23 protein-coding genes are annotated in these 24877 nt (G+C 64.7%); 15 read left to right on the top strand and 8 right to left on the bottom strand.

The window, feature by feature from the left end; genetic code table 11:
• Nucleotides 1–52: 52 nt before the first annotated feature.
• The gene (locus HAP48_RS33215; RefSeq protein WP_166204070.1) at nucleotides 53–1120 is read left to right on the top strand and encodes an ABC transporter ATP-binding protein; all 1068 of its coding nucleotides are present in this window, start codon (nucleotides 53–55) and stop codon (nucleotides 1118–1120) included.
• 83 nt (nucleotides 1121–1203) lie between these two features.
• Here the strand turns inward: HAP48_RS33215 and HAP48_RS33220 are convergent, their stop codons facing one another.
• The 3 genes from HAP48_RS33220 to HAP48_RS33230 are packed head-to-tail and all read right to left on the bottom strand — an operon-like array spanning nucleotide 1204 to nucleotide 4390.
• Complete coding sequence (locus HAP48_RS33220) at nucleotides 1204–2232, bottom strand: class II aldolase/adducin family protein (protein ID WP_166204071.1); 1029 nt, start codon at nucleotides 2230–2232, stop codon at nucleotides 1204–1206.
• A gap of 11 nt (nucleotides 2233–2243) precedes the next feature.
• Nucleotides 2244–3113, bottom strand: coding sequence for a TIGR01459 family HAD-type hydrolase (locus HAP48_RS33225; protein ID WP_166204072.1), 870 nt, complete (start codon nucleotides 3111–3113; stop codon nucleotides 2244–2246).
• Nucleotides 3110–4390: an FGGY-family carbohydrate kinase gene (locus HAP48_RS33230; RefSeq protein ID WP_166204073.1), complete on the bottom strand. Its 1281-nt coding sequence runs from the start codon at nucleotides 4388–4390 to the stop codon at nucleotides 3110–3112. The genes HAP48_RS33225 and HAP48_RS33230 overlap by 4 nt, the downstream gene beginning before the upstream one ends.
• A gap of 134 nt (nucleotides 4391–4524) precedes the next feature.
• Here HAP48_RS33230 and HAP48_RS33235 point away from each other — a divergent pair, with 134 nt between their 5' ends.
• The 10 genes from HAP48_RS33235 (at nucleotide 4525) to HAP48_RS33280 (ending at nucleotide 16030) form a co-directional block, all read left to right on the top strand.
• Entirely contained in the window at nucleotides 4525–5541 is a 1017-nt protein-coding gene (locus HAP48_RS33235; RefSeq protein WP_166204074.1) for a sugar-binding transcriptional regulator, read from the top strand.
• Nucleotides 5542–5567: 26 nt separating this feature from the next.
• Nucleotides 5568–7007 (top strand): extracellular solute-binding protein, encoded by a 1440-nt coding sequence (locus HAP48_RS33240; protein WP_166204075.1) that lies wholly within the window; start codon nucleotides 5568–5570, stop codon nucleotides 7005–7007.
• Between the two features lie 120 nt (nucleotides 7008–7127).
• Nucleotides 7128–8057 (top strand): carbohydrate ABC transporter permease, encoded by a 930-nt coding sequence (locus tag HAP48_RS33245; protein WP_175612379.1) that lies wholly within the window; start codon nucleotides 7128–7130, stop codon nucleotides 8055–8057.
• A 14-nt stretch (nucleotides 8058–8071) separates the two neighbouring features.
• On the top strand, nucleotides 8072–8929 hold the full coding sequence (locus HAP48_RS33250) for a carbohydrate ABC transporter permease (protein ID WP_029078419.1): 858 nt from the start codon (nucleotides 8072–8074) through the stop codon (nucleotides 8927–8929).
• A gap of 4 nt (nucleotides 8930–8933) precedes the next feature.
• Nucleotides 8934–10037, top strand: a complete 1104-nt coding sequence (locus HAP48_RS33255) for an ABC transporter ATP-binding protein (protein WP_166204077.1) — start codon at nucleotides 8934–8936, stop codon at nucleotides 10035–10037.
• 12 nt (nucleotides 10038–10049) lie between these two features.
• Nucleotides 10050–11165: an ABC transporter ATP-binding protein gene (locus HAP48_RS33260; protein ID WP_420869829.1), complete on the top strand. Its 1116-nt coding sequence runs from the start codon at nucleotides 10050–10052 to the stop codon at nucleotides 11163–11165.
• A gap of 2 nt (nucleotides 11166–11167) precedes the next feature.
• Nucleotides 11168–12748, top strand: a complete 1581-nt coding sequence (locus HAP48_RS33265) for an FGGY-family carbohydrate kinase (RefSeq protein WP_166204078.1) — start codon at nucleotides 11168–11170, stop codon at nucleotides 12746–12748.
• A complete protein-coding gene (locus tag HAP48_RS33270) occupies nucleotides 12741–13781 on the top strand; it encodes a 2-hydroxyacid dehydrogenase (protein ID WP_166204079.1) in 1041 nt (346 codons plus the stop codon). Before HAP48_RS33265 ends, HAP48_RS33270 begins: the two co-directional genes overlap by 8 nt.
• Nucleotides 13782–13799: 18 nt before the next feature.
• Nucleotides 13800–14525, top strand: coding sequence for a class II aldolase/adducin family protein (locus HAP48_RS33275; RefSeq protein WP_166204080.1), 726 nt, complete (start codon nucleotides 13800–13802; stop codon nucleotides 14523–14525).
• A complete protein-coding gene (locus tag HAP48_RS33280; protein ID WP_166204081.1) occupies nucleotides 14522–16030 on the top strand; it encodes a glycerol-3-phosphate dehydrogenase in 1509 nt (502 codons plus the stop codon). Before HAP48_RS33275 ends, HAP48_RS33280 begins: the two co-directional genes overlap by 4 nt.
• A gap of 52 nt (nucleotides 16031–16082) precedes the next feature.
• Here HAP48_RS33280 and HAP48_RS33285 read toward each other — a convergent pair whose 3' ends face one another.
• The 5 genes from HAP48_RS33285 to HAP48_RS33305 form a co-directional block, all read right to left on the bottom strand.
• Nucleotides 16083–16967 (bottom strand): ABC transporter ATP-binding protein, encoded by an 885-nt coding sequence (locus HAP48_RS33285; protein ID WP_420869830.1) that lies wholly within the window; start codon nucleotides 16965–16967, stop codon nucleotides 16083–16085.
• A complete protein-coding gene (locus HAP48_RS33290; protein ID WP_175612248.1) occupies nucleotides 16952–17854 on the bottom strand; it encodes an ABC transporter permease in 903 nt (300 codons plus the stop codon). The genes HAP48_RS33285 and HAP48_RS33290 overlap by 16 nt, the downstream gene beginning before the upstream one ends.
• Nucleotides 17851–19272, bottom strand: a complete 1422-nt coding sequence (locus HAP48_RS33295; protein WP_166204083.1) for an ABC transporter substrate-binding protein — start codon at nucleotides 19270–19272, stop codon at nucleotides 17851–17853. Before HAP48_RS33295 ends, HAP48_RS33290 begins: the two co-directional genes overlap by 4 nt.
• Nucleotides 19273–19440: 168 nt before the next feature.
• The gene (locus HAP48_RS33300) at nucleotides 19441–20217 is read right to left on the bottom strand and encodes a Crp/Fnr family transcriptional regulator (protein ID WP_166204084.1); all 777 of its coding nucleotides are present in this window, start codon (nucleotides 20215–20217) and stop codon (nucleotides 19441–19443) included.
• A 209-nt stretch (nucleotides 20218–20426) separates the two neighbouring features.
• The gene (locus HAP48_RS33305; RefSeq protein WP_166204085.1) at nucleotides 20427–20732 is read right to left on the bottom strand and encodes a gamma-butyrobetaine hydroxylase-like domain-containing protein; all 306 of its coding nucleotides are present in this window, start codon (nucleotides 20730–20732) and stop codon (nucleotides 20427–20429) included.
• Between the two features lie 223 nt (nucleotides 20733–20955).
• Here HAP48_RS33305 and HAP48_RS33310 point away from each other — a divergent pair, with 223 nt between their 5' ends.
• The 4 genes from HAP48_RS33310 to HAP48_RS33325 all read left to right on the top strand — a co-directional run bounded on the left by HAP48_RS33310 (nucleotide 20956) and on the right by HAP48_RS33325 (nucleotide 24876).
• Nucleotides 20956–21729 carry a ferredoxin--NADP reductase gene (locus tag HAP48_RS33310; protein WP_166204086.1) on the top strand — a complete coding sequence of 258 codons (774 nt, stop codon included), beginning with the start codon at nucleotides 20956–20958 and terminating at the stop codon, nucleotides 21727–21729.
• Nucleotides 21730–21833: 104 nt separating this feature from the next.
• The gene (locus tag HAP48_RS33315) at nucleotides 21834–23576 is read left to right on the top strand and encodes a fumarate reductase/succinate dehydrogenase flavoprotein subunit (RefSeq protein ID WP_166204087.1); all 1743 of its coding nucleotides are present in this window, start codon (nucleotides 21834–21836) and stop codon (nucleotides 23574–23576) included.
• Nucleotides 23577–23662: 86 nt separating this feature from the next.
• On the top strand, nucleotides 23663–23896 hold the full coding sequence (locus HAP48_RS33320) for a 4Fe-4S dicluster domain-containing protein (protein ID WP_008141081.1): 234 nt from the start codon (nucleotides 23663–23665) through the stop codon (nucleotides 23894–23896).
• Nucleotides 23897–23898: 2 nt separating this feature from the next.
• Entirely contained in the window at nucleotides 23899–24876 is a 978-nt protein-coding gene (locus tag HAP48_RS33325; protein WP_166204088.1) for a HEAT repeat domain-containing protein, read from the top strand.
• Nucleotide 24877 lies beyond the last annotated feature (1 nt).

The following is a 24877-nucleotide window of genomic DNA, read 5'->3' on the forward strand; positions in this document are numbered from 1 at the left end:
CGTGATCGTCATCCGGGACTTCAATGATCTTCGGAGACGGAAACAGGACTTTATGGCGTACGTCGAGATCGAGAACGTCAGCAAGGCATACGGGCCCTACAAGATTATCGAAGGGCTTGATCTCAACGTGGCCGACAAGGAGTTTGTCGTACTCGTCGGCCCGTCCGGCTGCGGCAAGACGACGACCTTGCGGATGATTGCGGGACTGGAGACCGTCACCAGCGGAACCATCCGCATCGGAAACCGCGACGTCACGCAGTTGCGCCCGGGGTTGCGCAATTGCGCGATGGTGTTTCAGAACTACGCGCTCTATCCGCATATGTCTGTCGGCGAGAATATCGCCTATGGCATGAAGGTGCGGGGCGAACCGCGCGCCAGCATCGAGAAGGCGGTCAAGGATGTGGCGCGGGTGCTCGACCTCGAGCAGTATCTTGACCGGCGACCCAAGCAGCTCTCGGGTGGTCAACGCCAGCGCGTGGCGATCGGCCGCGCCATCGTGCGCAGCCCCGATGTCTTTCTGTTCGACGAGCCGCTGTCGAATCTCGATGCCAAACTTCGGATCGAGATGCGGACCGAGATCAAGGCGCTGCATCGCCGGCTCGCCAAGACCATCGTCTATGTGACCCATGACCAGGTCGAAGCCATGACCATGGCCGATCGTGTCGTCGTGATGAACCGCGGCCGGATCGAGCAGGCGGCTGACCCGATCACGCTCTACGAGAAGCCGAGCAATCTTTTTGTCGCGGGCTTTATCGGCGCACCCAGCATGAATTTCATTCATGGCAAGATCGCCGCGCGCGACGGTGCGCTGCTCTTCACCGAGCCATCGGGAACAGCGTTGAGATTGCCGAAATCACGCGAGGCTGCCTATGCGGGGAGCATCGGGAAGCCGGTCGTGCTCGGCGTGCGGCCGGACCACGTCCTCCCGCAGGGCTCTCCGGCCGGCAGCACAATCCGCATGATCGTGAAGGATGTGGAGCCGTTAGGGCCGCACACGCTGGTGATTGGCGCCGTCAGCGACTTTCCATTCACCGCGCAAGTGCCGGTCGGTACCCACCGCAGAGCCGGATCGGCCCTTCGACGTAGGAATCGATCTCGAGCGCGTGCATCTGTTCGATAAATCTTCGGGAAAGATCGTTCCGACGTGAGGCGGACATCGGCGCTTCGAAGATTGAGCGCCCTGATCGTTCGGTCCTGGTCGGATCAGCGATCGGCAGTCAGTTGCTGGCGATATCGCTCGGCATCCCAATTCAGCAACGCATGCTCACTCTCGGCCGCCAGATAGTTGACGCGTGCCGTCAGGGGGAGGCGGCAGGTGACCAGTGCAAGACAGCTCAGCATGGCTTCCGCGCCATCGCTGGCGTCCTCGCGGATGAGGCTGCCGACGTCCGGGATGAGAATGGCAACCGGTGGCGCCAGCCCGTCCGCAATGGTCCGCGCGATCATGTCGCTCAGGTTCTCGCGATATTCCAGGACCGGAAGTCCCGGGCCAAGGAAGACGACGTGATCAGGATAGAGCGAGCCGCTGGTTGCGATCGCGCGGCTGTAGCGGTCGGTGGCAATGTCGTGGCAGCGACGATCCCGCGGCATACGATAGCCGGTGCCTGCGCAGATCGTTCGGAGTGCATCATGATCTGCAGCCGGAGCGCGACGCGGCTCCAGCATGAGTCGCTCCTCGATGTCGGCCACCATGGCCTCCGCCGCATTGCAGGTGGCTGCGCCAACCACCAGGCCGTGATTGCCGAGGACCAGGACGTCGACCGCATCCCGTGCAATCGCCTCACTGACCGCGCGCGCGAGCGGCAGTCCCGGGTGGTGATAGTCGAGGTAACGCCAGGCCAACCCGTCCAGTCGCCGGGCAAATTCGTCGCGGGCGTCGGTTCGTACCGCCCATGCGATGGCGTTGACCGAATGGACATGCAGCACGACCTGGTGCGGCATCAGCGCATGGAGCGAGGTCTCGATCGAGGCGCGCAGCGTGGTCCCGGCGCCCGCAGCGAGCGGCACCCGTTCGTCGCCTTGCGCCAACGCCGTGCGCGCGGCCGACAATGCGACCGGTACGAAAATGTCCCTGTCCTCGGCATCGGCGAGCCAGGTGCCCGACGCCTTCACCCACAGCACGTCGCCATCCTTCACCGACGAATTGCCGCCGGCACCCTGAACCAGCAGGATATTGCTGCCGACGCGAGCCGACATCCGGCGCAATTCGTTCAGTATTTGAGGCTGTCGCATCGGGGGTGTTCTCACCAGGTCAGATGGTCCATCGTCCAGTGCGGCATCCGTGCCGTCGTGCCGGCTGCGATCCTGATCGCTTGCGGCAGATTGCTTGCCTGCGCCAGCGTCGCCCGGTGGGCGCCGGAGCCGATCAACAGGGTCAGCATGCCGGCGGCACGTCCACCGGCGACGTCGTGATCGAGCGAGTCGCCGATAACGAGGATCCGGTCCGGCGGCGGATCTCCCAATTGGTCGCGCGCGGCGGCAAACATCGGTGGATACGGCTTGCCCACGAACAGCACGGTACCGCCGAGTGATTGGTAGAATGTGGCAAGCGCGCCAGGTGCCGGGATCAGCCCGGTGGCGCCGAACATCACGAGGTCGGGATTGGCGCACAGCATAGGCAGTCGCCGCGCGGCGGCCGCCGTCAGCAGCGCACGCCAGCGCTCGGGCTCGGCCGTATCATCGTCGAGCCCGCCGAGCAGGATGAAATCAGCCTCGTACACGGTCGAAGCCATCGTGAGAGCGGTGCCCTCGACGATCGAGCGGTCTCCGTCGCGCGAGATCAGGAAGCAGGCGCGTCCGAGCCCTGCAAAGGGAGGCTGCTCGCGTGCATGCAGGCCGCGCCAGGTGACCTCGCCCGAGGACAACACGCCGTCGTAGGCTTCCGGCGGCAGGCCGAGCGCCGCGAGCCGCCGCTGGTTGCTGCTGGCGCGCTTGCCGGAATTGGAGAGGATCAGGATGCGCTTGCCGGCCTCACGCAGCCTTGCCACGCAATCCAGCGCCGCAGGGAACACCGCCAGCCCCTCGTGCAGCGTGCCCCATTGGTCGAGCAGCACGTGATCGAAGCGGTCGACGACCGCGCGAAGGCCGGCGATCGCGGTCGCATCGGCCTTCATGGCGGACCGCCATTCAGCGCCAGCAGCGCGGCGCCGTAGCTTGCTTCGGTCTGCTCGGCGACCGAGACAGGAACACCGAGAATGCGGTGCCTGATCCTGGTCCATGCGTCGTTCTTCGCGCCGCCGCCGATCCCGATGACGCGGCGCAGGCGTGGTGCGCCGAGCCGCGCCAGCTGCCGATAGGCGAGGGCTTCCACCGAGGCAATGCCTTCGAGCAGGCCCTGGAAGAAGCGATGATCTTCCGCCGGGCGCGGCGTGATCCGTGCGGCCAGCGCCGGATCGGCGATCGGAAAGCGTTCGCCGGGCTTGGGAAGCGGATAGTAGTCGAGCCCGGTCGGCTCGTTGGGCGTCACTTGCGGTGTCAGCCGCTCCATCTCGTCGGCAGTGAAATGTGCCAGAAGCGCGGCGCCGCCGGTGTTCGAGGCGCCGCCGGCGAGCCAGCGCTCGCCGAGCCGGTGCGAATAGACGCCCTGGTCGGCCGCGAAGATCGGCTGGGTCGCAAGCTGCTTCACCACCAGCGTGGTGCCGAGCGAGGTGACGGCATCGCCCGGCTGGTCGGCCCGCGTCGCGATGAAGGCCGCAACGCCATCGGTGGTGCCGGCCGCGACCTGTGCTGTGGGGGGCAGTCCCAGCGACCGCGCGATCTGCGGATCCATCTCGGCGAATGGCGTGCCCGGCACCAGCACCTCGGGAAGCAGATCGTCGCGCGCGCCGAGCTGGTCAAGCCAGGGTGGCCAGGCGCGCGCGACCGGGTCGTAACCGAGCTTCAGCGCGTTGTTCTCGTCGCTGATGCCGTGACAACTGGTGAGCCGGCCTGCGATCCAGTCCGCCTGGTGCACGGCGTGGCGCGCATCGCCAATATAGCCGTGGCTCAGCAGATAGAGCAGCTTGGCGAGCGCGCTGCTTGCGCCATGCGCGCCGCTTTCGAGCGGTGCGATTGCCGCCACGCGCATCGCCTCACGTGTGGCGCGCGCATCATTGTACATCAGTCCCGGCGAGCAGGGGCGGCCGGCCGCATCGACCAGCAATAGCGTGCCCGATGTTCCGTCCACGACGATGCGCGTGATGTCGCCGAGACCGACGGTCTCGCCGAGCTTGCGGATTGCCGCCACCGCTGCCTGCCACCAGAGCTCCGGTGTCTGGTCGATGGCGTTGCCGTCGACGCGCGGTGCGGGCAGGGCGACTGAAGCGAAGCCGCGGATACCGGCCTCGGTATCGATTGCACAAGCGCGGACGCCGCCGGTTCCGACATCAATGCCGAGATACAAACCTCCCATCCGACTTCACCGCTCTCTGGTGCTCGCGCTCCGAGATTGGTTGCGCTGCAGCACGTTTGGGGGATTGACGCCCCGTCCGGCCTCTGCAATTTTTTGCAGGACATGAAGAAATTTGCAAGCGGACTTTTCCGAACATGGCTGCATCGCCTGACAGGCTACCGGTGATCGACGGCGAGGCGTCGCTCGCGACGCGGGCAGCGTGGCTGTATTTCGCGGCCGGGCTCACGCAGTCGGAGGTCGCTGACCGCCTCAACATCCAGAGCACCAAGGCGCACCGCCTGATCGCGCGCGCCAGCCGCGAGGGCATGATTCGCGTTTTCGTCGAGGGGCCGGTCGCCGAATGCGTCGCGCTGGAGAACGATCTCACGCAGCGCTTTGGCCTTTCGTTCTGCCGCGTCGCCCCCGATCTCGGTGAGGGCGATCTGCCGCTGAAGGCGCTGGCGCTGGAAGGCGCGAGCTTCCTGCGCCAGACCCTCGAGCGCGGCGACGACAAGGTGATCGGCGTCGGCCATGGCCGCACGCTCGCCGCCGTCGTCGAGCAGATGCCGCAGACGCCGGCGCGCGACGCGCAATTCGTGTCGCTGCTCGGCGGACTGACGCGGAAATTTGCCGCCAATCCGTTCGACGTGATTCACAAGCTCGCCGAGCGCACCGGCGCGGAAGCCTATTTGTTGCCGGTGCCGGTGTTCGCCAATTCCGTCGCCGACCGCGCCGTGCTGATGCAGCAATTCGGCATTGCCGACGTGTTCGCGCTCGCGCGCAAGGCCTCGCTGCTGTTCGTCGGCATCGGCCAGATCAGCCGCGACGGCTTTCTGGTGTCGAGCGGCATGATCAAGCCCGACGAGCTCGTCGAGCTGAAGCGTGTCGGCGCCTGCGCCGATCTGCTCGGACATTTCTTCAGCGCCGACGGAACCGTGCTGGACACCGATCTCTCGGCCCGCGCCACCTCCATGAGCATGCCCGATCTCAGGAAGCACCGGATCGTCGCCATCGGCGGCGGGCCGGCCAAGGTGACCGCGCTGCGCGGGGTGCTGCGCAGCGGCGTTCTGCACGGCCTCATCATCGACGAAGCGACCGCAAAGGCGCTCGCCACCGACAAGCCGGAGACCACATCCGGCAAAGCAAGAAGCAAGACCCGGAAGGACACATAACAAGCGTCAACAAGGAGAGGAAATACATGTTCGATCGCGAGAAGAATCTGTTCGACTCCTACGCTGCCAAACGCATCAGCCGCCGCGATCTCCTGGACGGCGCCGCCAAGCTCGGCATCGCGGGCATCGCTGCAAACGCCACCTTCGCCTCCTCGGTGTCGAAGGCGATGGCCGCGGACTTCAACTGGAAGGCCCAGAGCGGCAAGAGCGTCAAGCTGCTGCTGAACAAGCACCCATACGTCGACGCGATGATCGGCGACATCGAGGCGTTCAAGTCGCTGACCAGCATGAACGTCAGCTACGACATCTTCCCGGAGGACGTCTATTTCGACAAGGTGACGGCGGCACTGTCGTCGAAGTCGGACCAGTACGACGCCTTCATGACCGGCGCCTACATGACCTGGACCTATGGTCCGGCGGGCTGGATCGAGGACCTCAACACCTACATCAAGGATCCCGCCAAGACCAACCCGGCGTTCGCCTGGGACGACGTGCTGCCGGGCCTGCGCGCCTCCACGGCGTGGGATGGCGTTGCCGGCTCCGAACTTGGCTCGGGCAAGGCCAAGCAGTGGTGCATCCCCTGGGGCTATGAGCTCAACAACATCACCTACAACCGCAACATCTTCGACAAGGTCGGCGTCAAGCCGCCGAAGAACCTCGACGAGATGCTGGAGGTCGCGGCCAAGATTACCAAGGACGCCGGCGGGCCCTACGGCATCGGTGTCCGCGGCTCGCGCTCCTGGGCGAGCATCCATCCCGGCTTCCTGTCGGCCTATTCGAACTTCGGCCAGAAGGATTTTGTGATGGAGGGCGGCAAGCTGAAGGCCGCGATGAACACCAAGGCCTCGAAGGATTTCCACGAGAAATGGGTCAAGATGATCCAGACCTCCGGCCCGAAGAACTGGTCGACCTACACCTGGTACCAGGTCGGCACCGACGTCGGCGCCGGCGCCTCCGGCATGATCTTCGACGCCGATATCCTCGGCTACTTCATGAATGGCGGCGACAACAAGGAGAAGGGGCATCTCGGCTACGCGCCGTTTGCCGCCAATCCGGCCGCCAAGGCGCCGACCCCTAACGTCTGGATCTGGTCGCTCGCGATGTCGACCTTCTCCAAGCAGAAGGACGCGGCATGGCTGTTCATGCAGTGGGCCGCTTCCGTCGAGCACGACCTGTTCGGCGCGCGCAAGATGGACTTCGTCAATCCGGTCCGCGCCTCGGTGTGGAAGGACAGCGAGTTCCGCGATCGTATCGCCAAGTCCTATCCGGGCTATCTCGAGCAGCACGACGTCTCCGCGCCCGGCGCCAAGATCTACTTCACGGCGCAGCCGCTGTTCTTCGACCTGACGACCGAATGGGCCGCCTCGCTGCAGAAGATGGTGGCGAAGGAGGTCAGCGTCGACGAGGGGCTGGACAAGCTCGCCGACAGCATCAACCGCCAGCTCAAGCAGGCCGGTCTCGGCTGACCGATCAACTGCGTGGTGCCTGATCCTCCTCCGCACCACGCCCATCCGCCGGCTCGGACCCTAGCCCCATTCCGAGCCGGCGGCGTTGCCAGCCGAACGCGAACTCGTATCATCATGAGCATGGTCCAACTTCTTCAAACGAACGCGCCGACGGCGCCGGCCAAGCCACGGCCGCGCGTGCGCCTCTTGCCCTATCTGCTTAGCCTGCCGGCGCTGCTGATCTGCGTCGCGATCCTGGTTCCGTTCGTGACCGCGGCGGTCTATTCGCTGCAGCGCTACCGGCTGAACCTGCCTTATCTGCGCGGTTTCATTGGCCTGGACAACTATATCGACTTTCTCTCCGACCCCGCGTTCTGGAATACGTTTCGCGTCTCGATCGCCTACACAGCGTTGACGGTCGTGCTCGAGCTGCTGCTGGGCCTTGGCATTGCGCTGCTGCTGCGCCGACCGACCCGCTTCCACAATGCGGTTTCGATCATGCTGTTGCTGCCGCTGATGACGGCGCCGGCGATCGCCGCGCTGATGTGGAAGCTGATGACCAATCCGAGCTTCGGCATCCTGTCCTATCTGGTCAGCCTGTTCGGCGTCACCGATTTTAAGTGGGCCTCCGATCCGTCGACGGCGCTGTTCACGGTCGTGCTGGTCGACATCTGGGTCTACACGCCCTTCATCATGATCCTGCTGCTGGCGGGGCTGCGCTCGCTGCCGCGGCAGCCGTTCGAGGCCGCCGCGCTCGACGGCGTGCCGGCGAGCTTTGTCTTCTTCCGCATCACGCTGCCGATGCTGGCGCCCTACATCATCACGGCCTCGCTGTTCCGCCTGCTCGACTCGATCCAGCAGTTCGACATCATCTATGCGATGACGCAGGGCGGCCCCGGCGACCGGCTGATGGTGTTCCAAGTGCAGGCCTATCTGGAATTCTTCCAGTACACCAATGTCGGCAGGTCAGCGGCGTTGTTGATGATCCTGTGGCTCATCACCAACATCCTTTCGAATATCTTCATCAAGAACTGGCTGCGGTTGCGCGAGCGTGCGCACGGCCACGCCTGACGGGGAGCGGCACGATGGAACATTCCAGCCTTGCCGGTCGCGTCTTCCGCGGCGTGGCGCTCACGCTGATCCTGATCTTCTTCATGTTCCCGATCGTCTGGATCTTCCTGATGTCGTTCCAGAGCAACGATCAGATCTTGCGGATTCCGCCGCGGATCCTGTTCGAGCCGACGCTTGCGAACTACGAGGCGCTGATTTCCGGCCAGCTGCGCACCGTGGCCGGCAATCTGCAAATCTCGTTCATGCGCAATCTCTTCAACAGTGTCGTGCTGTCGAGCGCGGCGGTGCTGCTTGCGCTGCTGCTCGGCGTGCCGGCAGCCTATGCCTTTGCGCGCTACAAGTTTCGCCTCGGCGAGACCATCGCCTTCACGCTGCTGTCGTTCCGTTTCGCACCGCCGCTGCTCGTGCTGCTGCCGCTGTCGCTGTACTACCAGGAGCTCGGCCTCAACGACACCTATATCGGTATCGTCTGGGTCTATCAGTTGATCGCGCTGCCCTTGATTCTGTGGATCGTGCGCGGCTATTTCGAGGATATCAGTCCTGATATCGAGCATGCCTACCGGCTGGCCGGGCATTCCTGGAGCGAGGCCTTCATCAAGATCGCGGTGCCGCTGGCAGGCCCGGGGATCGCCGCGGCGGGGCTGCTGTCGTTCATCTTCTGCTGGAACAATTTCGTCTTCGCCCTGATCCTGGCCTCGGCCGACAAGCAGCCGGTAACGGTCGGCGCGCTCGCCTTCGTTACCGCATCCGGAATCCAGTACGGCCAGATCGCGGCGGCGATCGTGCTGTCGGTGACGCCGACCCTGTTGCTGGCGCTCTATGCGCAGCGCTATCTGGTCGAAGGTCTCTCGCTCGGCGCGGTGAAAGGCTAACCCGATGGCGCGTCTCGAGATCAATTCGGTGAGCAAGGCCTTCGGTGCGGCACGACCCGCCGACGGACTGTCGCTGGCGGTCGAGCCCGGCGAGATCGTGGCGGTGTTCGGACCGTCCGGCAGCGGCAAGACCGTGCTGTTGCGCATGATCGCGGGCATGTTCGAGCCTGACGACGGCGACATTCTGGTCGGCGGTCGCTCGATCGTCGGTGCTCCGCCCGAGCGGCGCGGTATCGGCATGGCGTTCCAGAACTTTGCCCTGTTCCCGCATATGACCGCCCGCGACAATATCGCAAGCGGGCTGCGTGCCAGGGCCGGCGGCAGCGATGTTGCGGGCCGCGTTGCCGCGATCAGCAAGCTGCTCAAGATCGAGCACGTGCTCGGTCACACGCCGCGCGAATTGTCGAACGGACAGAAGCAGAGGACGGCGTTGGCGCGAGCGCTGGTCGGCAATCCCGATGTGCTGCTGCTGGATGATCCCCTTCGCAACGTCGACGCCAAGCTGCGCTACGAGATGCGGCTCGAGCTGCCGAACCTGCTGCGGCGCGGAACGGCCGCCGTGCTCTACGTGACCCAGGACTACCGTGAGGCGATGGCGATCGCCGACCGCATCGCGGTGCTGGTCGACGGCCGGCTCGTGCAGGTGGCGACGCCTGCCGATATCTATGCCCAACCCGCTTCGGTTGCGGTGGCCCGGCTGTTCGGCGATCCGACCATCAACCTCGCCGAGGTTTCACCGATCGCGGAGCACGGCATGCTGTCGGCCGCGGTCGCCGGCGCCAGGATGCGGCTCGGGGCTGCCGATTGCGTGGCACCCGCCGGTCCGTGCTGGCTTGGCGTCCGGCCGGAGGATATCGCGGTCTCGTCCGTGTCCACGGACGACGCCATTCCGGCGCGCATTCTCGCGATCACGCCGATGCACGAGAAGGCGGTGCTGTTGCTGCGTCTCGCTGATGGAACCGAATGGCTGGCGGCGCTGCCGCCGGACGCGCCGCAAGGTGCGGCCGACGACACCGTCTTCGTCCGCTTCGCGGGTGATGCTGCGATGCTGTTCGATCGTGCGACCGGGCTGCGGATCGGGCCGTCGCACCGGCTCAAGGCGGCGTAGGAGCGGATGGTCATGGACATGCTCGAGCTTCGAGGCATCGACAAGGTCTACCGCAGCCGCGGCAAGCCGCCGGTGTGCGCGGTGCAGGCGCTCGACATGGTGGTCAGGAAGGGCGAGATCGTCGCGCTGCTGGGATCGTCGGGCTGCGGCAAGACCTCGACCTTGCGCATGATCGCGGGGTTCGAGGACGTCTCGGCCGGATCGATCGCGCTCGGCGGGCGGCGGATCCACGAGCTGCCGCCGGCGCGGCGCAAGGTGGCGATGGCCTTCGAGGGCTATTCGCTTTATCCGCCGCTCACGGTCCGCGAGAACATCGCGTTCGCGCTGAAATCCGCCCAGCTGCCGCGCGGCGAGGTGGCGCGCCGCGTCGACGAGATTGCCCGCCTGGTCGAGATCGAGGACATCCTCGACAGCTATCCGCGCGCGATCTCCGGTGGCCAGCAGCAGCGCGTGTCGCTGGCGCGTGCGCTGGTGCGCGACGCCGATCTCTATCTGCTCGATGAGCCGATGGGGCAGCTCGAACCGCAGCTGCGTGCGGTGCTGCGCGGCCGGATCAAGAGCCTGCTTGCCGAGCGTGGCATGACCGCGATCTTCGTCACCCACGACCAGACCGAAGCGAGTGCGCTGGCCGACCGTATCGCGGTGATGGAAGGCGGCGTGCTCCAGCAGTTCGCCAGCGAGAAGGAATTGAAGGGCAGGCCCGCCAATTTGTTCGTCGCGAGCTTCATCGGCGAGCCGCCGATGAATCTGCTCGACGCCGAGGTGACGCGCTCGGATGGCGGCTTTCGCCTGTCGGTCGGAACAGACATGAGTTTCGATATCAGCGGTGCCGGGCTCGACAGTGAGGCGGCGAAGGCGCTCGCCAGCACACCGCAGGTGCGGATCGGCATTCGTCCGCAGAAGATCGTGGTCGGGACCGGCGACGTCAGGGTCAAGGTCGTCTCCAACCAGTGGCTCGGCGATCAGTCGCATGTCGCAGGCGATTGCGGTGGTCGCATGCTGATCGCGGTCACCCCGGGCCGCGTCGCCGCGCGGCCGGGCGACATTGTCTGCTTCGCGCTGGAGCCGCGTCACCTGCACATCTTTGGAAGCGACGGAACCTGCATTCGTCATGCGGAGGGGTCCTGACGATGACTGCTTCCGCAAGCCGCGATGTCATCATTGGCATTGATGCCGGCACGTCGCTGATCAAGGCGGTGGCGTTCACACTGGCCGGCGAGCAGCTTGCTGATGTTTCGCGGCCGAATGTGTACAGCAGTCCGGCCGGCGGTCATGTCGTGCAGGACATGGCGCGGACCTGGAGCGATACGGTTGCGGTCATTCGCGCCCTCGCGAACGCCTTGCCGGACTTGTCGGCACGGATCGCGGCAATCGCGGTGACCGGGCAGGGTGACGGCACCTGGCTGATCGATGACGATGGCCGGCCGGTTGCGCCGGCGCTGCTGTGGCTGGACTCTCGCGCCGGGCGGCTGGTCGAGGAGATCCGCGGCAGCGATCGCAACGCGCCGCTGTACCGGCGTACGGGCTCTGGGCTCATTGCCTGCCAGCAGGGGCCGCAACTGGCGTGGCTTCAGGCGCACGTGCCCGACACGATTGCGAGGGCGACCACTGCCTTCCATTGCAAGGACTGGCTCTATTTCCTGCTCACCGGCGAGCGCGCAACCGATCCATCGGAGGCCACCTTCTCCTGCGGCGATTACCGCAAGCGCGGCTTTGATGCGGAGACGGCGCGGTTGATCGGTATCGCCGACCTGACCCGCCTGTTCCCGCAAGTCGTTGACGGTGCGGTCGCAACGCATCCGCTCACCGCGGCGGCCGCGATCGAGACCGGCCTGCCGGAAGGCGTGCCGGTTTGCCTTGGCTATGTCGACGTGATCTGCAACGCGCTCGGTGCCGGGCTCTACGATCCGTCACCGGATGTCGGCTGCACCATCATCGGTTCGACCGGCATGCATATGCGGCTGGTCCGGAGCGCAGACGCGGTGACGCTGAACCGGGAGGCAACCGGCTACACCATGCCGTTCCCGGTGCCCGGTCACTATGCCCAGATGCAGTCGAACATGGCGGCGACGCTGAACATCGACTGGATGCTCGATCTCGCATGCGACATGCTGGCGGCGGAAGGCGTGACGCGCACGCGCGCCGACCTGATCGGACGGCTCGACGATCAGGTGCTGCAGGCCAAGCCCGGCGAGGTGCTGTTCCATCCGTTCATCTCCGATGCCGGCGAGCGTGGTCCGTTCGTCTCGCATGAGGCCAGCGCGCAATTCTTCGGCCTGCGCTCGCGCCACCGCTATGGAGATTTGATGCGAGGCGTGATGGAAGGTTTGGCCTTCGCCGCACGGGATTGCTATGCCGCGATGGGCTCGTTGCCGCGCGATGTCAGGATCACCGGTGGCGCGGCGAAGAGCCGCGCGCTTGGCGTGATCCTCGGCGCCGCACTGGATTGCGACGTCCGCATCTGCAGCCGCGGCGAGGCCGGCGCCGCAGGTGCGGCGATGATCGCCGCCGTCGCGATCGATGCCTATCCCGACATGCGCGCCTGCGCCGAGCAGTGGGTTGCGCCGCATCTCAGTCCCCCGCAATCGCCTGACGCTGCGCTGGCGAAGCGCTACGCCAGCATCTTCCCGACCTATCTCGATGCGAGGCTGGCGTCGCGACCGGTCTGGAAGCAACTCGCCGCGCTGCGCGCCGGAGGCGATCATGTCTAAGCCCATCGCCATTGTCGGCGACCGCTTCATGCTGCCCGCGGTGTTTGCCGAGCACATCCGGACGGCCTGCGGCAATGGCGTCGATATCCGCACCCTGGAGCAGCCCTGGCCGGACGAGCCGATGGAGCACGGCTACGCCGGCTCGAAGCTCGATGGCCTGAAGGAATTCATGGGGCGGCCGGACGAGATCATGGCCTTTGTCGGCGATGCCGAGCTGCTCGTCACCCACCTCGCGCCGATCTCACGCGCGATGCTGGAGCGGATGCCGAAGCTGAAGTTCATTGCGGTGTCGCGGGGTGGACCGGTCAACATCGACATGCAGGCGGCGCGCGACCACAATGTGCTGGTGGTCAATACGCCCGGCCGCAATGCGAGCGCAGTGGCGGAGTTCACCATCGGAGCGATTCTCGCCGAGACGCGCCTGATCCGCAGCGGTCACGAGGCACTGCGTGCCGGCGAGTGGCGCGGCGATCTCTATCGCGCCGACCGCACCGGGCGCGAGCTCGGCGAGATGACGGTGGGCATCGTCGGTTACGGCGCGATCGGCAGCCGCGTCGTGAAGCTGCTGAAAGCCTTCGGCTGCAAGATCCTGGTCGCCGATCCCTATGTCCAGCTCAGCGCCCAGGACCGCAACGACGGCGTCGAGCATGTCGGGCTCGGCGAATTGCTCGGCCGCGCCGATGTCATCACGTTGCACGCGCGGGTTACGCCGGAGACCACCCGCTTTATCGGGCGCGACGCGCTGGCGCGGCTCAAGCCCGGCGCGTTCCTGATCAACACCGCGCGCGGTCCGCTGGTCGATTACGAGGCGCTGCACGATGCGCTGGCATCGGGGCATCTCGGCGGCGCCACGCTCGACACCTTTGCGGTCGAGCCGGTCCCGGCGGACTGGCCGCTGCTGCAGCTTCCCAACGTCACGCTGACGCCGCATATCGCCGGAGCCTCCGTGCGGACCGTCACCGTGGCCGCCGAGCAGGCGGCCGAAGAGGTTCGCCGCTTCCTGGCCGGCGAACCACCACTCCATCCGTGCTGAAGAGGAAAGGCAGTCCGTATGACCCGTGAGGAACGACAATTGCGCGAGGCGATCATTGCCAAGTGTCGATGGATGAACGCGTCGGGTCTCAACCAGGGGACATCTGGCAACATCTCCGCCCGCTACAAGGACCGGATGCTGATCACGCCGTCGGCGACCCCCTATGATTCGATGAAGCCGGACATGATCGCGTCGATGCCGCTCGAAGGCGACTATGGCGCGTGGGAAGGGCCGCTGCAGCCGTCCACCGAATGGCGCTTCCATCTCGACATCACGCGCGCCCGGCCCGATGTCGGCGCCATCGTCCATACCCACTCGACCTACGCGACCGTGCTCGCGATCGCGCGCAAGCCGATCCCGGCCTGCCACTACATGATGGCGGCGTTCGGCGGCACCGACATCCGCTGCGCCGGCTATGCGCGCTACGGCACCAAGGAGTTGTCGGACCATGCGATCGCGGCGCTGGAAGGCCGCAATGGCTGCCTGCTCGCCAACCACGGCATGATCGCGCTCGGCGCCAATCTCGACAAGGCGATGTGGCTCGCGGTCGAGCTCGAGACCATCGCGCGGCAGTACTACCTCTCGCTCGCGCTCGAATCGCGCGTGATCCTGAGCGACGAGGAGATTGCCGACACCGCGAAGGGGTTCTCCACCTATGGCTTGCAGGCGCCAAAGCCGAAGGCCCGCGCGACGGCAAAGGCCGCGCCGCGTCGCGCCGAGAAGCGGCGTAGCGGCAGGCGATGACAGGGACTGCGCCGGTCGCCGGCGGGGACTACGGACTGGTCGATCTCGCAATCGTTGGTGGCGGCATCAACGGCGCCGGCATCGCCCGCGACGCCGCCGGCCGCGGGCTGAAGGTCCTGCTCTGCGAGAAGGACGATTTCGCCGAGGGCACCTCGTCGCGCTCGGGCAAGCTGATCCATGGCGGGCTGCGCTATCTCGAATATTACGAGTTCCGCCTGGTGCGCGAGGCATTGATCGAGCGCGAGGTGCTGCTCGCCTCCGCGCCCCACATCATCTGGCCGATGCGCTTCGTGCTGCCGCATTCGCCGGAGCAGCGACCGGCCTGGCTGGTCCGCACCGGGCTGTTGCTCTACGACCATCTCGGCGGCCGCAAGCAGCTGCCGGCGAGCCGCAGCCTGGATCTGTCGCGGGCCCCGGAGGGCGCGCCGCTGCAAGAGGAATTCCGCCAAGGCTTTGAATATTCCGACTGCTGGGTCGACGACGCCCGGCTGGTGATCCTCAATCTGATCGATGCGGCGCAGAACGGCGCCTGCATCCTGCCGCGCACGCGGGCGGTGCGTGCGCGCCGGGAAGGCGATGTCTGGCTGCTCGAGATGCAGAGCGATGGCGGCACGACGCAGGTCGTACGATCCCGCGCGCTGGTCAACGCCGCCGGACCATGGGTTCAGGACGTCATCCAGGGCGTGGCGGGACTGAACTCCGCCCAGAGCGTCCGGCTGGTCAAGGGCAGCCACATCGTGGTGCCGAAATTCTGGAATGGGCCGCAGGCCTATCTGCTGCAAAACAGCGATCGCCGGGTGATCTTCGTCAACCCCTATGAGGGCGATCTGGCGCTGATCGGCACCACCGACATTCCCTATCAGGAGCGCGCCGAGGACGTCGCGATCGACCAGGACGAGACCGATTATCTGTTGCAGGTGCTGCGCCGCTATTTCCGGACGCCGCCGCAACCGGGCGAGATCGTGCACGCCTTCTCCGGAGTCCGGCCGCTCTATGACGACAATGCCGACAATCCGTCGGCCGTGACGCGCGACTATGTGTTCGAGATTCACGGCGCCGAGGGCGCGCCGCCGCTGCTCTCGATCTTTGGCGGCAAGATCACGACCTACCGCCGGCTGGCGGAGCAGGCGCTGCAGCGGCTCGTGCCGTGGTTTCCCAGGATGTCGTCGGCCTGGACCGCGGATCGGCCGCTGCCGGGCGGCGATATCGGCGGCAGCTTCGATGATTTCTCAAATGGGCTGGCGCGCGACTATCCCGATCTGCCGCGGAAGCTCATTCAGCACTATGCGCGCCTTTATGGGACGCGCGCGCGTGAGCTCCTGGGTTCGGCTCGCATCTCAAGCGATCTGGGCCGCCATTTCGGCGGTGACTTCTATGAATGCGAAGCGGTGTATCTTCGCGAGAAGGAGTGGGCGAGAAGGTCCGCCGACTTCCTGGATCGGCGCACCAAGCACGGCCTGCATTTGACGCCGGCGCAGCGGATGGCGTTTGAGAGTTCGATCTAGGAGGGGATGCGCATCCGGTGGAGCTTCGAAGGTCGGCAGGGGATGTTCGCGCTTAAAGTATCTCGGCTAGCGAATGGCCGTGCAGTTCGATGTTCAGGCCCTGCATGCCGAGATCATTGATCTCGCCGCCCATGGCCTTCAGGCTCTCCTCGCGGATCAGTGACATCAGTCCACGGCGCAGGGCCAGGAATTCCGAGGACATCATCATTGACTGCTGGCGCGGCCGCTCCAGTGGAATCGGGATTTCGGCCTTGATCGAACCGGGGCGGGCGGTCATGCAGTAGACGCGATCGGAAAGGAAGATTGCCTCATCAATGTCGTGCGTGACGAACAGCACCGAAATCTTCAGCCGCTGCCACATGTTAGTGAGGATCTGCTGCATGATGACGCGGGTCTGCGCGTCGAGCGCGCCGAAGGGTTCATCGAGCAGCAGCACCTTCGGGCCCGTGGCGAGCGCGCGCACGATGCCGACGCGCTGCTTCATGCCGCCGGAGAGCTTTTCCGGATAGTGCTTTTCGAAGGCCTCGAGCCCGGAGAGGCCGAGCAGGGTGCGCGCGGCGCGCTCGCGCTGCGAGCGCGGCATGCCGCGCATCTTCAGGCCGAACTCGACGTTTTCCCGCACCGTCTTCCAGGGGAACAGCGAGTATTGCTGGAACACCATGCCGCGCTCGGCGCTGGGGCCGCTCACGCGCTCGCCGTCGACCGTGATAGTGCCCGTGGTGGGCTTGAGAAAGCCCGCCACCGCATTCAGGAACGTGGACTTGCCGCAGCCCGAAGGTCCGACGATCGACACGAACTCGCCCGGCTTCACATGGATGTAGGTGTCGGTAACGGCCTGGACAGCCCCATCGATGGTCTCATAGCTCAGCGAGAAGTTCTTGACCTCGATATGCCCCTTCGGCGAGCCGGTCGCGATCTCGCTCATTTTGATCTCCATGGCATCACAAGGTGTCCCGTGCCGCGGATCAACAGGCTCGACCCGAGGCCGAGGACGCCAATCGCGATCATGCCGAGTGCGATGTCGGCATACTGGACCAACGAATAGGCTTCCCAGGTGAAGTAGCCGATGCCGTACTGACCCGAGATCATCTCGGCTGCGATCAACGATACCCAGGCCACGCCCATACCGATCGTAAGGCCGGTAAAGATGTGCGGCAGCGATGCCGGGAAATACACCTCGCGGAAGATCGAGCGCTCGCGCGCCCCGAGACATTGCGCCGCCCGCACGAGTACGGGATCGACGAGCGACATGCCGTGCAGTGTGTTGACCAGGATCGGGAAGAACGAGCCGAGGAAGGTGATGAAGACGATGCTCTGTTCGTTGGTCGGCCACAACATGATCGCCATCGGGACCCACGCGATCGCCGGAATTGGCCGTAGCACCTCCGCCACGGGAAAGATCACCTCATGGATCAGCTTGAAGCGGCCCATGATGAGGCCAAGCGGCACACCGACGATGGCCGCGAGCGAGAAGCCGATGAAGATGCGCCGGCAGCTCAGCAGGATGTGCACGAGGAACTTGGGGTCGTGGATCGCCTTGGTGAAGCTCGCATAGACCGCAAGCGGCGAGGGCACGTTGGTGAAGCGCACGAAGAACACCACACGGTAGGTCGTGAGCAGGTGCCAGACCAGGAGAAATGCGGCCAGCGAGACGATACCGATTGCGGTTGCGCGCAACCGGTCCTGGTTGAGCCGGTACCAGCGCGCCGCCAGCGCGCCGAAGGAGGCGGACGGGGCCGCGGTGGGCGGGGAGGTCGTCTCCTGGATCGCAGGCACTGCTGGCCCGTTGTCCTCGGGCTGTCTGAGGAGGGCGGGAGTGCTCACGTCTTGCCTCCGCCGATCGCCGCCTTCAGTGCATCATCGAAGCCGAGCACCTTGCCGCCGATCGTTGCGGCATAGGCCTCGGCGTCCTTCTTGAGCAGGAAGGGCACCACGTCCCCGTTACCCACTGCGAAAAAGGCCTGGTCCGCGAACAGCTTGATGCCGCGGGTGGTGTCGAAGACATAGGCGACGTTGATTTTCTTGCCTTTCGCCTTGTAATCGGCATAGGCGCCGAGCGTGCACGCCGCGGATGCAAACGGCAGGATGCCGATCCCGTCGACCCAGACCTCGCCGGCCTTGCGCGGATCGGAGATCGGCTTCTTGCAGAACGTATCCTCGCCGGAAATCTCGTAGTTCTTCGTGCTCGAAAGCTGGGCGTCGTAGTCGAGCTTCATCTCGGCATAGGCCTTGCGGATGTAGCTGTCGTCGACCCATTTCTTCGGGGCGAATTCCTTCATGCGGCCGAGATTTTGCAGCACCTTGACGTCGGCCGTGGCCGCATCGATCAGCGCCGGTTTGATCGTGGGATCGGTGGTCATGTTGCCACCCGGGCCCAGGAAGATATAGACGACCTCCTTGCTGATCCCGGTCCATTCCTGGATCTTCTCGGCGGCGCGCTTGGGATCGTCACGCAGCCACTGATTGGCGGCGATCACGGCCTTCATGTAGGCGACGACGACTTCCGGATATTTTTCCGCGAAATCGGTGCGAACCACGATACCGTGGAAGGTCGGCAGGTTGGTCTCGACGCCGTCGAAAATCTTTCGCGCGAAGCCGCGGAAAGGAAGCAGCTCGGCGAAGGGGACGAAGTCGGCGTGGGCGTCGATCTTCTTCTCCTGGAGATTGGTCGAACCAACCTCGGGGCTCTGGCTGACGAGCTGGAAGAAATCCGGTGCATAGCCGCGGTCCTGCATTGCCTTCAGCACCATGCCATGCGCGGCGGAGCCAAAGGGAACGCTGACGAGCTTGCCCTTGAGATCGGCGAGATCGTAGTAGGGTGAGTCCTTGTGAACGACGATGCCATTGCCGGAGCCGGAGAGGCTGTAGGCGGCAACGCCGATCAGGCGGCTCTTGCTCTCGGGGTTGCTCTCGAAGGTGAAGCCGTTCACGATCAGCGGATAGTCGCCCATCATGCCGATCTGAAGCTTGTTCGCCATCATCGCATTGGTGACAGGCGGGCCGGACGTGAAATTCTGCCACTCCAGCTCGAACTTGATGTTGGCGTATTTGCCGTCTTTCGGCAGATACTTTTCGAGGAGATGCAGCTGCCGGATGACGACGCCGGCCGTGACGGTGTTGGTCGTCGTGTCCTGCGTTCCGATGCCGAGCGTGACGGTTTCCGCCGAAGCCGGCTGCGCCAGAAATAGCGCCAGCGACGTCACCGACACCACTAGCGAGAACGTGGGAAGATGGCGGACCATTCTCATCCTCTTTCGGTTGGATGTGCTGTGGTTGCCATGATTGGATGGGGAGGCGGGCACGGCAAATCCGGATTTATCGCCGCTGTCGATTAGTTGCCGGGAAATGCCGGTTGCTTACTCCTTGTGCAGTTTTGCCGGTGAAAGCCAATTGCATGTGCAGCATCGGTGTCAATCGGACGCCTGGCCCCGCATCTCCTCCAGGACCTCGGACCGGCAGACCACGATCTGCGAACGTTTGGTCAGGACGATTCCCTTCTCCTGCATGCGCTTCAGGCTGATCGTCACCCATTGCCTTGTGGCGCCGACCATGTGGGCGATGTCCGCATGGGTGAATGCCGCCGCAATCACGGTGCCGTCGGCGTCCTGCACGCCGTAGAGCTCGACGAGCTGCAGCAACAGATGCGCCAGGCGCTGGGTGATCGACCGCGTTCCCAGCATCTGGGCGAGCGCGGAGTAGCATTTGCCCTTGAAGGTGAGGCCTTCGATCAGGCCGATCGCAAGGTTCGGGATCTCCGCCGCCAGCGCGCGCAGCTCCTTTCCGGGCAGGTGTACGACGCTGCAATTGCTGGAGGCGACGCCCGACCATTGATGAACGGTGCCTTCGAACACCTCGGGCCCGCCGACGAAATTGCCGACGTGCCAGTAGGCGAGCGTGATCTCGCGCCCCAGCGGCGAGATGTAGAAGACGCGGATACGGCCGCTCTCGACCAGCCAGATGCCGTCGTGTCTGGCACCTTGGCTGAACAGCGTCTGGCCGCGATTGAGCACCTTGCGACGCCCCTGCTTCAAGACCAGTTCCCGTTCGCGCGACGTGAGCTTGTCCATCAGCGGCGGCGGCCCGCCGATCCATTGCTGGTTCTCGGTCAACAGCAGCGAGGACCCGCCCGCAGGCCGAACCGTGACGGGAATGGTCCCGCGAGCCGCACTGGCCGCCTGTAGCAACATCGAGCCGCCTCCGAACCGTTCAAACCGTTCTAAAGAGGAGCAATGTCCGTGCCAGAGCGGGTTGGCAAGTGGGGGACGGCCGGCCGTTGAGGCCAGCGTCATGTCGAGACTGCACCAAGTGTGCCGGCCCGGAAAGTTCATCACTGAAAACGAGGGATATATGGAATAGGGGTTCGCCCGTCGGGGCCCCGGATAGAAGGGAAGATCGGTTAGTGTCCTGCCAGGCTCAACAGATAAATTTTTGGGTAGATTCCGCGATTGTGCCCGTCGGAGAACGAGATGTTGAGCCCGTAGCCCAAATCGCCGATCCCGGTGATCGCGATGCCGGGAAATTGTTCGGGGAAGCGGCCGTCAAAGCGGGCGCGGGTGCAGTGGGCGCATTTGCAGGCGAGGCGAAGCTGCTCCGCGCTGAGCGTCACCTCATCATCGCGCGCAGTGCGCACGAGGAGTGTCGCGAGATCGGCGCTGGCCTCGTAGCCGGTCACGGTCGGCGCCACCAATGCGGTCATGGTCATGACGATCCTCCACCGTCTTTCCTGACACCGAAGCTACGGACGCAATAGCAACTAATTGCCGGATCCGGCGTGACGTCGCGGTCCTCGCAGACGCGGGTGCCTGCCTGGCGGTCATCGCACGCAAAATGTGAAACTAATCGACCGGGAACGGCAGTTCGCCGTTGCCGGATCCGCCTCTCTCCGAAACCTTGGTCCCGCATCGAGCAAGCATGGAGAGACGAGCGTGAGCGCTTTTCAGAAGGAAACGGTCCTCTCGGTCAGGCACTGGACCGAATCCCTGTTCAGCTTCACGGCGACGCGCGATGCCGGCTTTCGCTTCCAGAACGGCCAGTTCGCCATGATCGGGCTCGAGGTCGATGGCCGCCCCTTGATGCGCGCCTACAGTCTGGCGAGCGCCAATCACGAGGAGGCGCTCGAGTTCTTCAGCATCAAGGTGCCGGATGGTCCTCTGACCTCGCGGCTGCAGAGGATCAGGGAGGGCGACATCATCCTGGTCGGCCGCAAGGCGACGGGAACGCTGATCGCCGGCAATCTCATCCCGGGCAAGCGGCTCCTGCTGCTGTCGACCGGCACGGGGCTCGCACCGTTCGCGAGCTTGATCAAGGACCCGGATGTCTATGAGAGCTACGAGACCATCGTGCTCGCCCATGGCTGCCGCCAGGTTTCGGAGCTGGCTTATGGAGAGCACCTCGTCGAGAGCCTGTGCAACCACGAATTCCTCGGTCCACTGATCAAGGACAAGCTGATCTATTACCCGACCGTCACCCGTGAGCCCTTCAGGAACCGCGGCCGCATCACCGACCTGATCACTTCCAACCAGCTCTTCGACGACATCGGGCAGCCCGCTCTCGACCGCGAGTCCGACCGCATCATGCTCTGCGGCAGCCCTGCGATGCTCGAAGAGCTCCGCGAGCTGTTCACGGCGCGTGGCTTTGTCGAGGGCAACCACAGTCAGCCGGGTCATTTCGTGATCGAGAAGGCCTTCGTGGAGCGGTGAAGGGCAAATCGCTCTCCGGCGACAACTAATTGCTATCGCCGTGGGACCACCCGGGCAAAGCTCATGTAAAGGCGCCGGTCGCGCCGGCGAAACAGGGACAGACAATGGCACTAGATCAGATCGTCGACGGACTTTCGGAGGTTTCCTGTGATGTGCTGGTGATCGGTGGCGGCACGGCCGGACCGATGGCGGCGCTCAAGGCCAAGCTCAAAAATCCGAAGGCCGATGTCGTGCTGCTTGAAAAGGCCAACGTCAAGCGTTCCGGCGCGATCTCGATGGGCATGGACGGGCTCAACAACGCCGTCATTCCGGGCTATGCAACGCCCGAGCAGTACACCAAGGAGATCACGATCGCCAACGACGGTATCGTCGATCAGAAGGCGGTCTATAAATACGCCCAGAACTGCTACAAGATCATCGAGGAGCTCGACAGTTTCGGCATCCGCTTTCTGAAGAACGAGAACGGCGACTTCGCCGTCAAGAAGGTGCACCATATCGGGACCTACGTGCTCCCGATGCCGAATGGCGAGACCGTGAAGAAGGCGCTGTATCGCCAGCTGCGCCGCGCCCGCATCCTGATCTCAAACCGCTATATGGCGACGCGGTTGCTGAAGTCCGCCGATGGCCGCGTGGCCGGTGTGATCAGCGTCAATACGCGTACCGCCGAATTGCTGGTGATCAAGGCGAAGGCCGTGATCCTGTGCATGGGCGCCGCCGGCCGGCTAGGACTTCCGACCTCGGGCTACATGTTCGGGACCTACGAAAACGCCGCCAATTCCGGCGACGGCTATGCCATGGCCTATCATGCCGGCGCTGCGCTCGCGAACCTCGAGTGCTACCAGATCAATCCGTTGATCAAGGACTACAACGGTCCGGCCTGCGCCTATGTGGCTGGCCCTTTCGGCGCCTATACCGCGAACAACGAAGGCTCACGCTTCATCGAATGCGACTACTGGTCGGGCCAGATGATGCTCGAATTCTACAATGAACTGCTCTCGGGCAAGGGCCCGGTCTTCCTCCAGCTCAAGCACCTCCACGAGAAGACGATCGAGGAGATCGAGTCGACACTGCACAAGGTGGAGCGGCCGACGCGCGGCCTGTTCCAGCAGGGGCGGGGGGTCGATTATCGCACCGACTCGATCGAGATGCACATCTCCGAGATCGGCCTCTGCTCCGGCCACAGTGCGTCCGGCGTATTCGTCGACGACAACGCGCGCACCACCGTGCCGGGCCTTTACGCCGCGGGCGACATGGCGAGCGTGCCGCACAATTACATGCTGGGCGCCTTCACCAACGGCTCCGTTGCCGGCACCGACGCGATGGAGTTCGCCGAGAGCCACGATCTCGCGGAATTTGACCCCGCTTCTGTCGCCCTTGAGCGGGAGCGCATCCTGGCGCCGACCAAGCGTGAGGACGGCATTCCGCCGAACCAGATCGAGTACAAGACCCGCCGCCTGGTGAACGACTATCTCCAGCCTCCGAAGGTCACCCGCAAGTACGAACTCGGTATGCGCCGTCTCGCCGAGGTCCGCGAGGACATGGAAACGCGCATGATCGCGCGGAACGCGCACGAACTGCTCCGTGCGCTCGAGGTGCAGTCGATCATGGATTGCGCCGACATGGCGGCTCACGCCTCGCTGTTCCGCGAAGAAAGCCGCTGGGGCCTCTATCATTGGCGCACGGATTTTCCGGAGAAGGACAACGAGAACTGGTTCTGCCACACGCTGCTGTCCAAGCAGGACGGCAGGATGACGAGCACGAAGCGCGCCGTGGAACCCTATATCGTGCCGATCGCCGACGACGAGAAGGACCTCTACGACAAGCAACGCATCCGCGCCAGCGCGTGATTCTTGTTTGACGCGTTTTCTTCGCGCGAACCGGTATCCACTTCGCTCGAGAACGCTTTCGCGGCACAACAACAGGAGATTGGACGATGCCTCTCGCTTCCTATCAGACGTCGGTCCCGGTGGTGGTCGACGACGCCAAATGCATCGCGGACAAGGGCTGCACGGTGTGCGTCGACGTCTGCCCGCTCGATGTCTTGCGGATCAGCGACATGACAGGCAAGGCCTACATGGCCTATGACGAGTGCTGGTACTGCATGCCGTGCGAGGCGGATTGCCCGACCGGCGCCGTCACCGTCAATATCCCCTATCTGCTGAGGTGAACATGTCGAGCCCGTTCGAATCCTACGACGATCTCGAGGACGCCGACGAGCGGCTGCAGGCCGCAGACCCCGCCGAACGCCGCGTCGCCATCATCGCGCTCGGTCATTCCGGCGATTCCGCCGCGGTCGGCCATCTTGCCAGGATGGTGTCCGATCCTGATGCCGGTGTGCGCCAGCAGGTCGCGATGGCGCTTGGAGAGTTCGATGGGCCGGACGCGGCTGATGCCCTGGCGAAATTGCTCGTCGACCCCGAGAGCGTCGTGGCGTCGGCGGCAGCCGACAGCATGGCGGAGTTCAAGGATCCCGCCTGCGCGGACGTCATCCTGCCGCTGGTCAAACATGCCCATGCGTTCGTCCGCATGGGCGCATTGCGCGCGCTGAAGGAGCTACGCCGCAAGGACACGCTGAAGCCGGCGCTGGAGGCGTTGCAAGACCAGGACGCCGCCGTGCGTGTGCAGGCGATCGGCGTCATCGGCTTCCTGAAGCTCGAGGAGTCCATTCCGGCGCTGACCGCGCTGATCCACGACCCTGACGCCCATGTGCGGCGCGCGGCGGTGAGCGCGCTCGCTTTCTCGCAGATGAGGCCGGCGGCGGAGACGATCACGCGTGCGCTCAAGGACGAGGACTGGATGGTGCGCGAGATGGCGGCCGAAACGCTCGGGCTCAACGCCAACGGTGCGCTGGCGGCGGATCAGCTGATCGCGTCGCTTGCGGACGGGTTTTGGCAGGTGCGGCTCAAGGCGGTTCGCAGCCTCGGCAAGATGAAGATCGAGGGCGCGGTGCGCCCCATAGGCTATTGCGTCAACCACGAGCAGGCCAACCTGCGCAAGGAAGCTGCCGCGGCGTTGGGCGAGATCGCTCATCCCGATGGCGAGGCGTTCCTGGCGATCGTTGCCGACGATCCCGATCCCGATGTCAGAAAGAACGCGCGCTGGGCCCTTCAGCAGATCGTGGCGAAGAAGGCGAAAGCGAAATCGTAGG

This window comes from Bradyrhizobium septentrionale (genome assembly GCF_011516645.4).
Lineage (GTDB): Bacteria > Pseudomonadota > Alphaproteobacteria > Rhizobiales > Xanthobacteraceae > Bradyrhizobium > Bradyrhizobium septentrionale.

What these genes read in the sequence shown, in the direction of transcription:
- HAP48_RS33215 (WP_166204070.1), top strand. Translation starts at nt 53, where the DNA reads ATGGCGTACGTCGAGATCGAGAACGTCAGCAAGGCATACGGGCCCTAC.
- HAP48_RS33220 (WP_166204071.1), bottom strand. Translation starts at nt 2,232, where the DNA reads ATGCGACAGCCTCAAATACTGAACGAATTGCGCCGGATGTCGGCTCGC.
- HAP48_RS33225 (WP_166204072.1), bottom strand. Translation starts at nt 3,113, where the DNA reads ATGAAGGCCGATGCGACCGCGATCGCCGGCCTTCGCGCGGTCGTCGAC.
- HAP48_RS33230 (WP_166204073.1), bottom strand. Translation starts at nt 4,390, where the DNA reads ATGGGAGGTTTGTATCTCGGCATTGATGTCGGAACCGGCGGCGTCCGC.
- HAP48_RS33235 (WP_166204074.1), top strand. Translation starts at nt 4,525, where the DNA reads ATGGCTGCATCGCCTGACAGGCTACCGGTGATCGACGGCGAGGCGTCG.
- HAP48_RS33240 (WP_166204075.1), top strand. Translation starts at nt 5,568, where the DNA reads ATGTTCGATCGCGAGAAGAATCTGTTCGACTCCTACGCTGCCAAACGC.
- HAP48_RS33245 (WP_175612379.1), top strand. Translation starts at nt 7,128, where the DNA reads ATGGTCCAACTTCTTCAAACGAACGCGCCGACGGCGCCGGCCAAGCCA.
- HAP48_RS33250 (WP_029078419.1), top strand. Translation starts at nt 8,072, where the DNA reads ATGGAACATTCCAGCCTTGCCGGTCGCGTCTTCCGCGGCGTGGCGCTC.
- HAP48_RS33255 (WP_166204077.1), top strand. Translation starts at nt 8,934, where the DNA reads ATGGCGCGTCTCGAGATCAATTCGGTGAGCAAGGCCTTCGGTGCGGCA.
- HAP48_RS33260 (WP_420869829.1), top strand. Translation starts at nt 10,050, where the DNA reads ATGGACATGCTCGAGCTTCGAGGCATCGACAAGGTCTACCGCAGCCGC.
- HAP48_RS33265 (WP_166204078.1), top strand. Translation starts at nt 11,168, where the DNA reads ATGACTGCTTCCGCAAGCCGCGATGTCATCATTGGCATTGATGCCGGC.
- HAP48_RS33270 (WP_166204079.1), top strand. Translation starts at nt 12,741, where the DNA reads ATGTCTAAGCCCATCGCCATTGTCGGCGACCGCTTCATGCTGCCCGCG.
- HAP48_RS33275 (WP_166204080.1), top strand. Translation starts at nt 13,800, where the DNA reads ATGACCCGTGAGGAACGACAATTGCGCGAGGCGATCATTGCCAAGTGT.
- HAP48_RS33280 (WP_166204081.1), top strand. Translation starts at nt 14,522, where the DNA reads ATGACAGGGACTGCGCCGGTCGCCGGCGGGGACTACGGACTGGTCGAT.
- HAP48_RS33285 (WP_420869830.1), bottom strand. Translation starts at nt 16,967, where the DNA reads ATGGAGATCAAAATGAGCGAGATCGCGACCGGCTCGCCGAAGGGGCAT.
- HAP48_RS33295 (WP_166204083.1), bottom strand. Translation starts at nt 19,272, where the DNA reads ATGGTCCGCCATCTTCCCACGTTCTCGCTAGTGGTGTCGGTGACGTCG.
- HAP48_RS33300 (WP_166204084.1), bottom strand. Translation starts at nt 20,217, where the DNA reads ATGTTGCTACAGGCGGCCAGTGCGGCTCGCGGGACCATTCCCGTCACG.
- HAP48_RS33305 (WP_166204085.1), bottom strand. Translation starts at nt 20,732, where the DNA reads ATGACCATGACCGCATTGGTGGCGCCGACCGTGACCGGCTACGAGGCC.
- HAP48_RS33315 (WP_166204087.1), top strand. Translation starts at nt 21,834, where the DNA reads ATGGCACTAGATCAGATCGTCGACGGACTTTCGGAGGTTTCCTGTGAT.
- HAP48_RS33320 (WP_008141081.1), top strand. Translation starts at nt 23,663, where the DNA reads ATGCCTCTCGCTTCCTATCAGACGTCGGTCCCGGTGGTGGTCGACGAC.
- HAP48_RS33325 (WP_166204088.1), top strand. Translation starts at nt 23,899, where the DNA reads ATGTCGAGCCCGTTCGAATCCTACGACGATCTCGAGGACGCCGACGAG.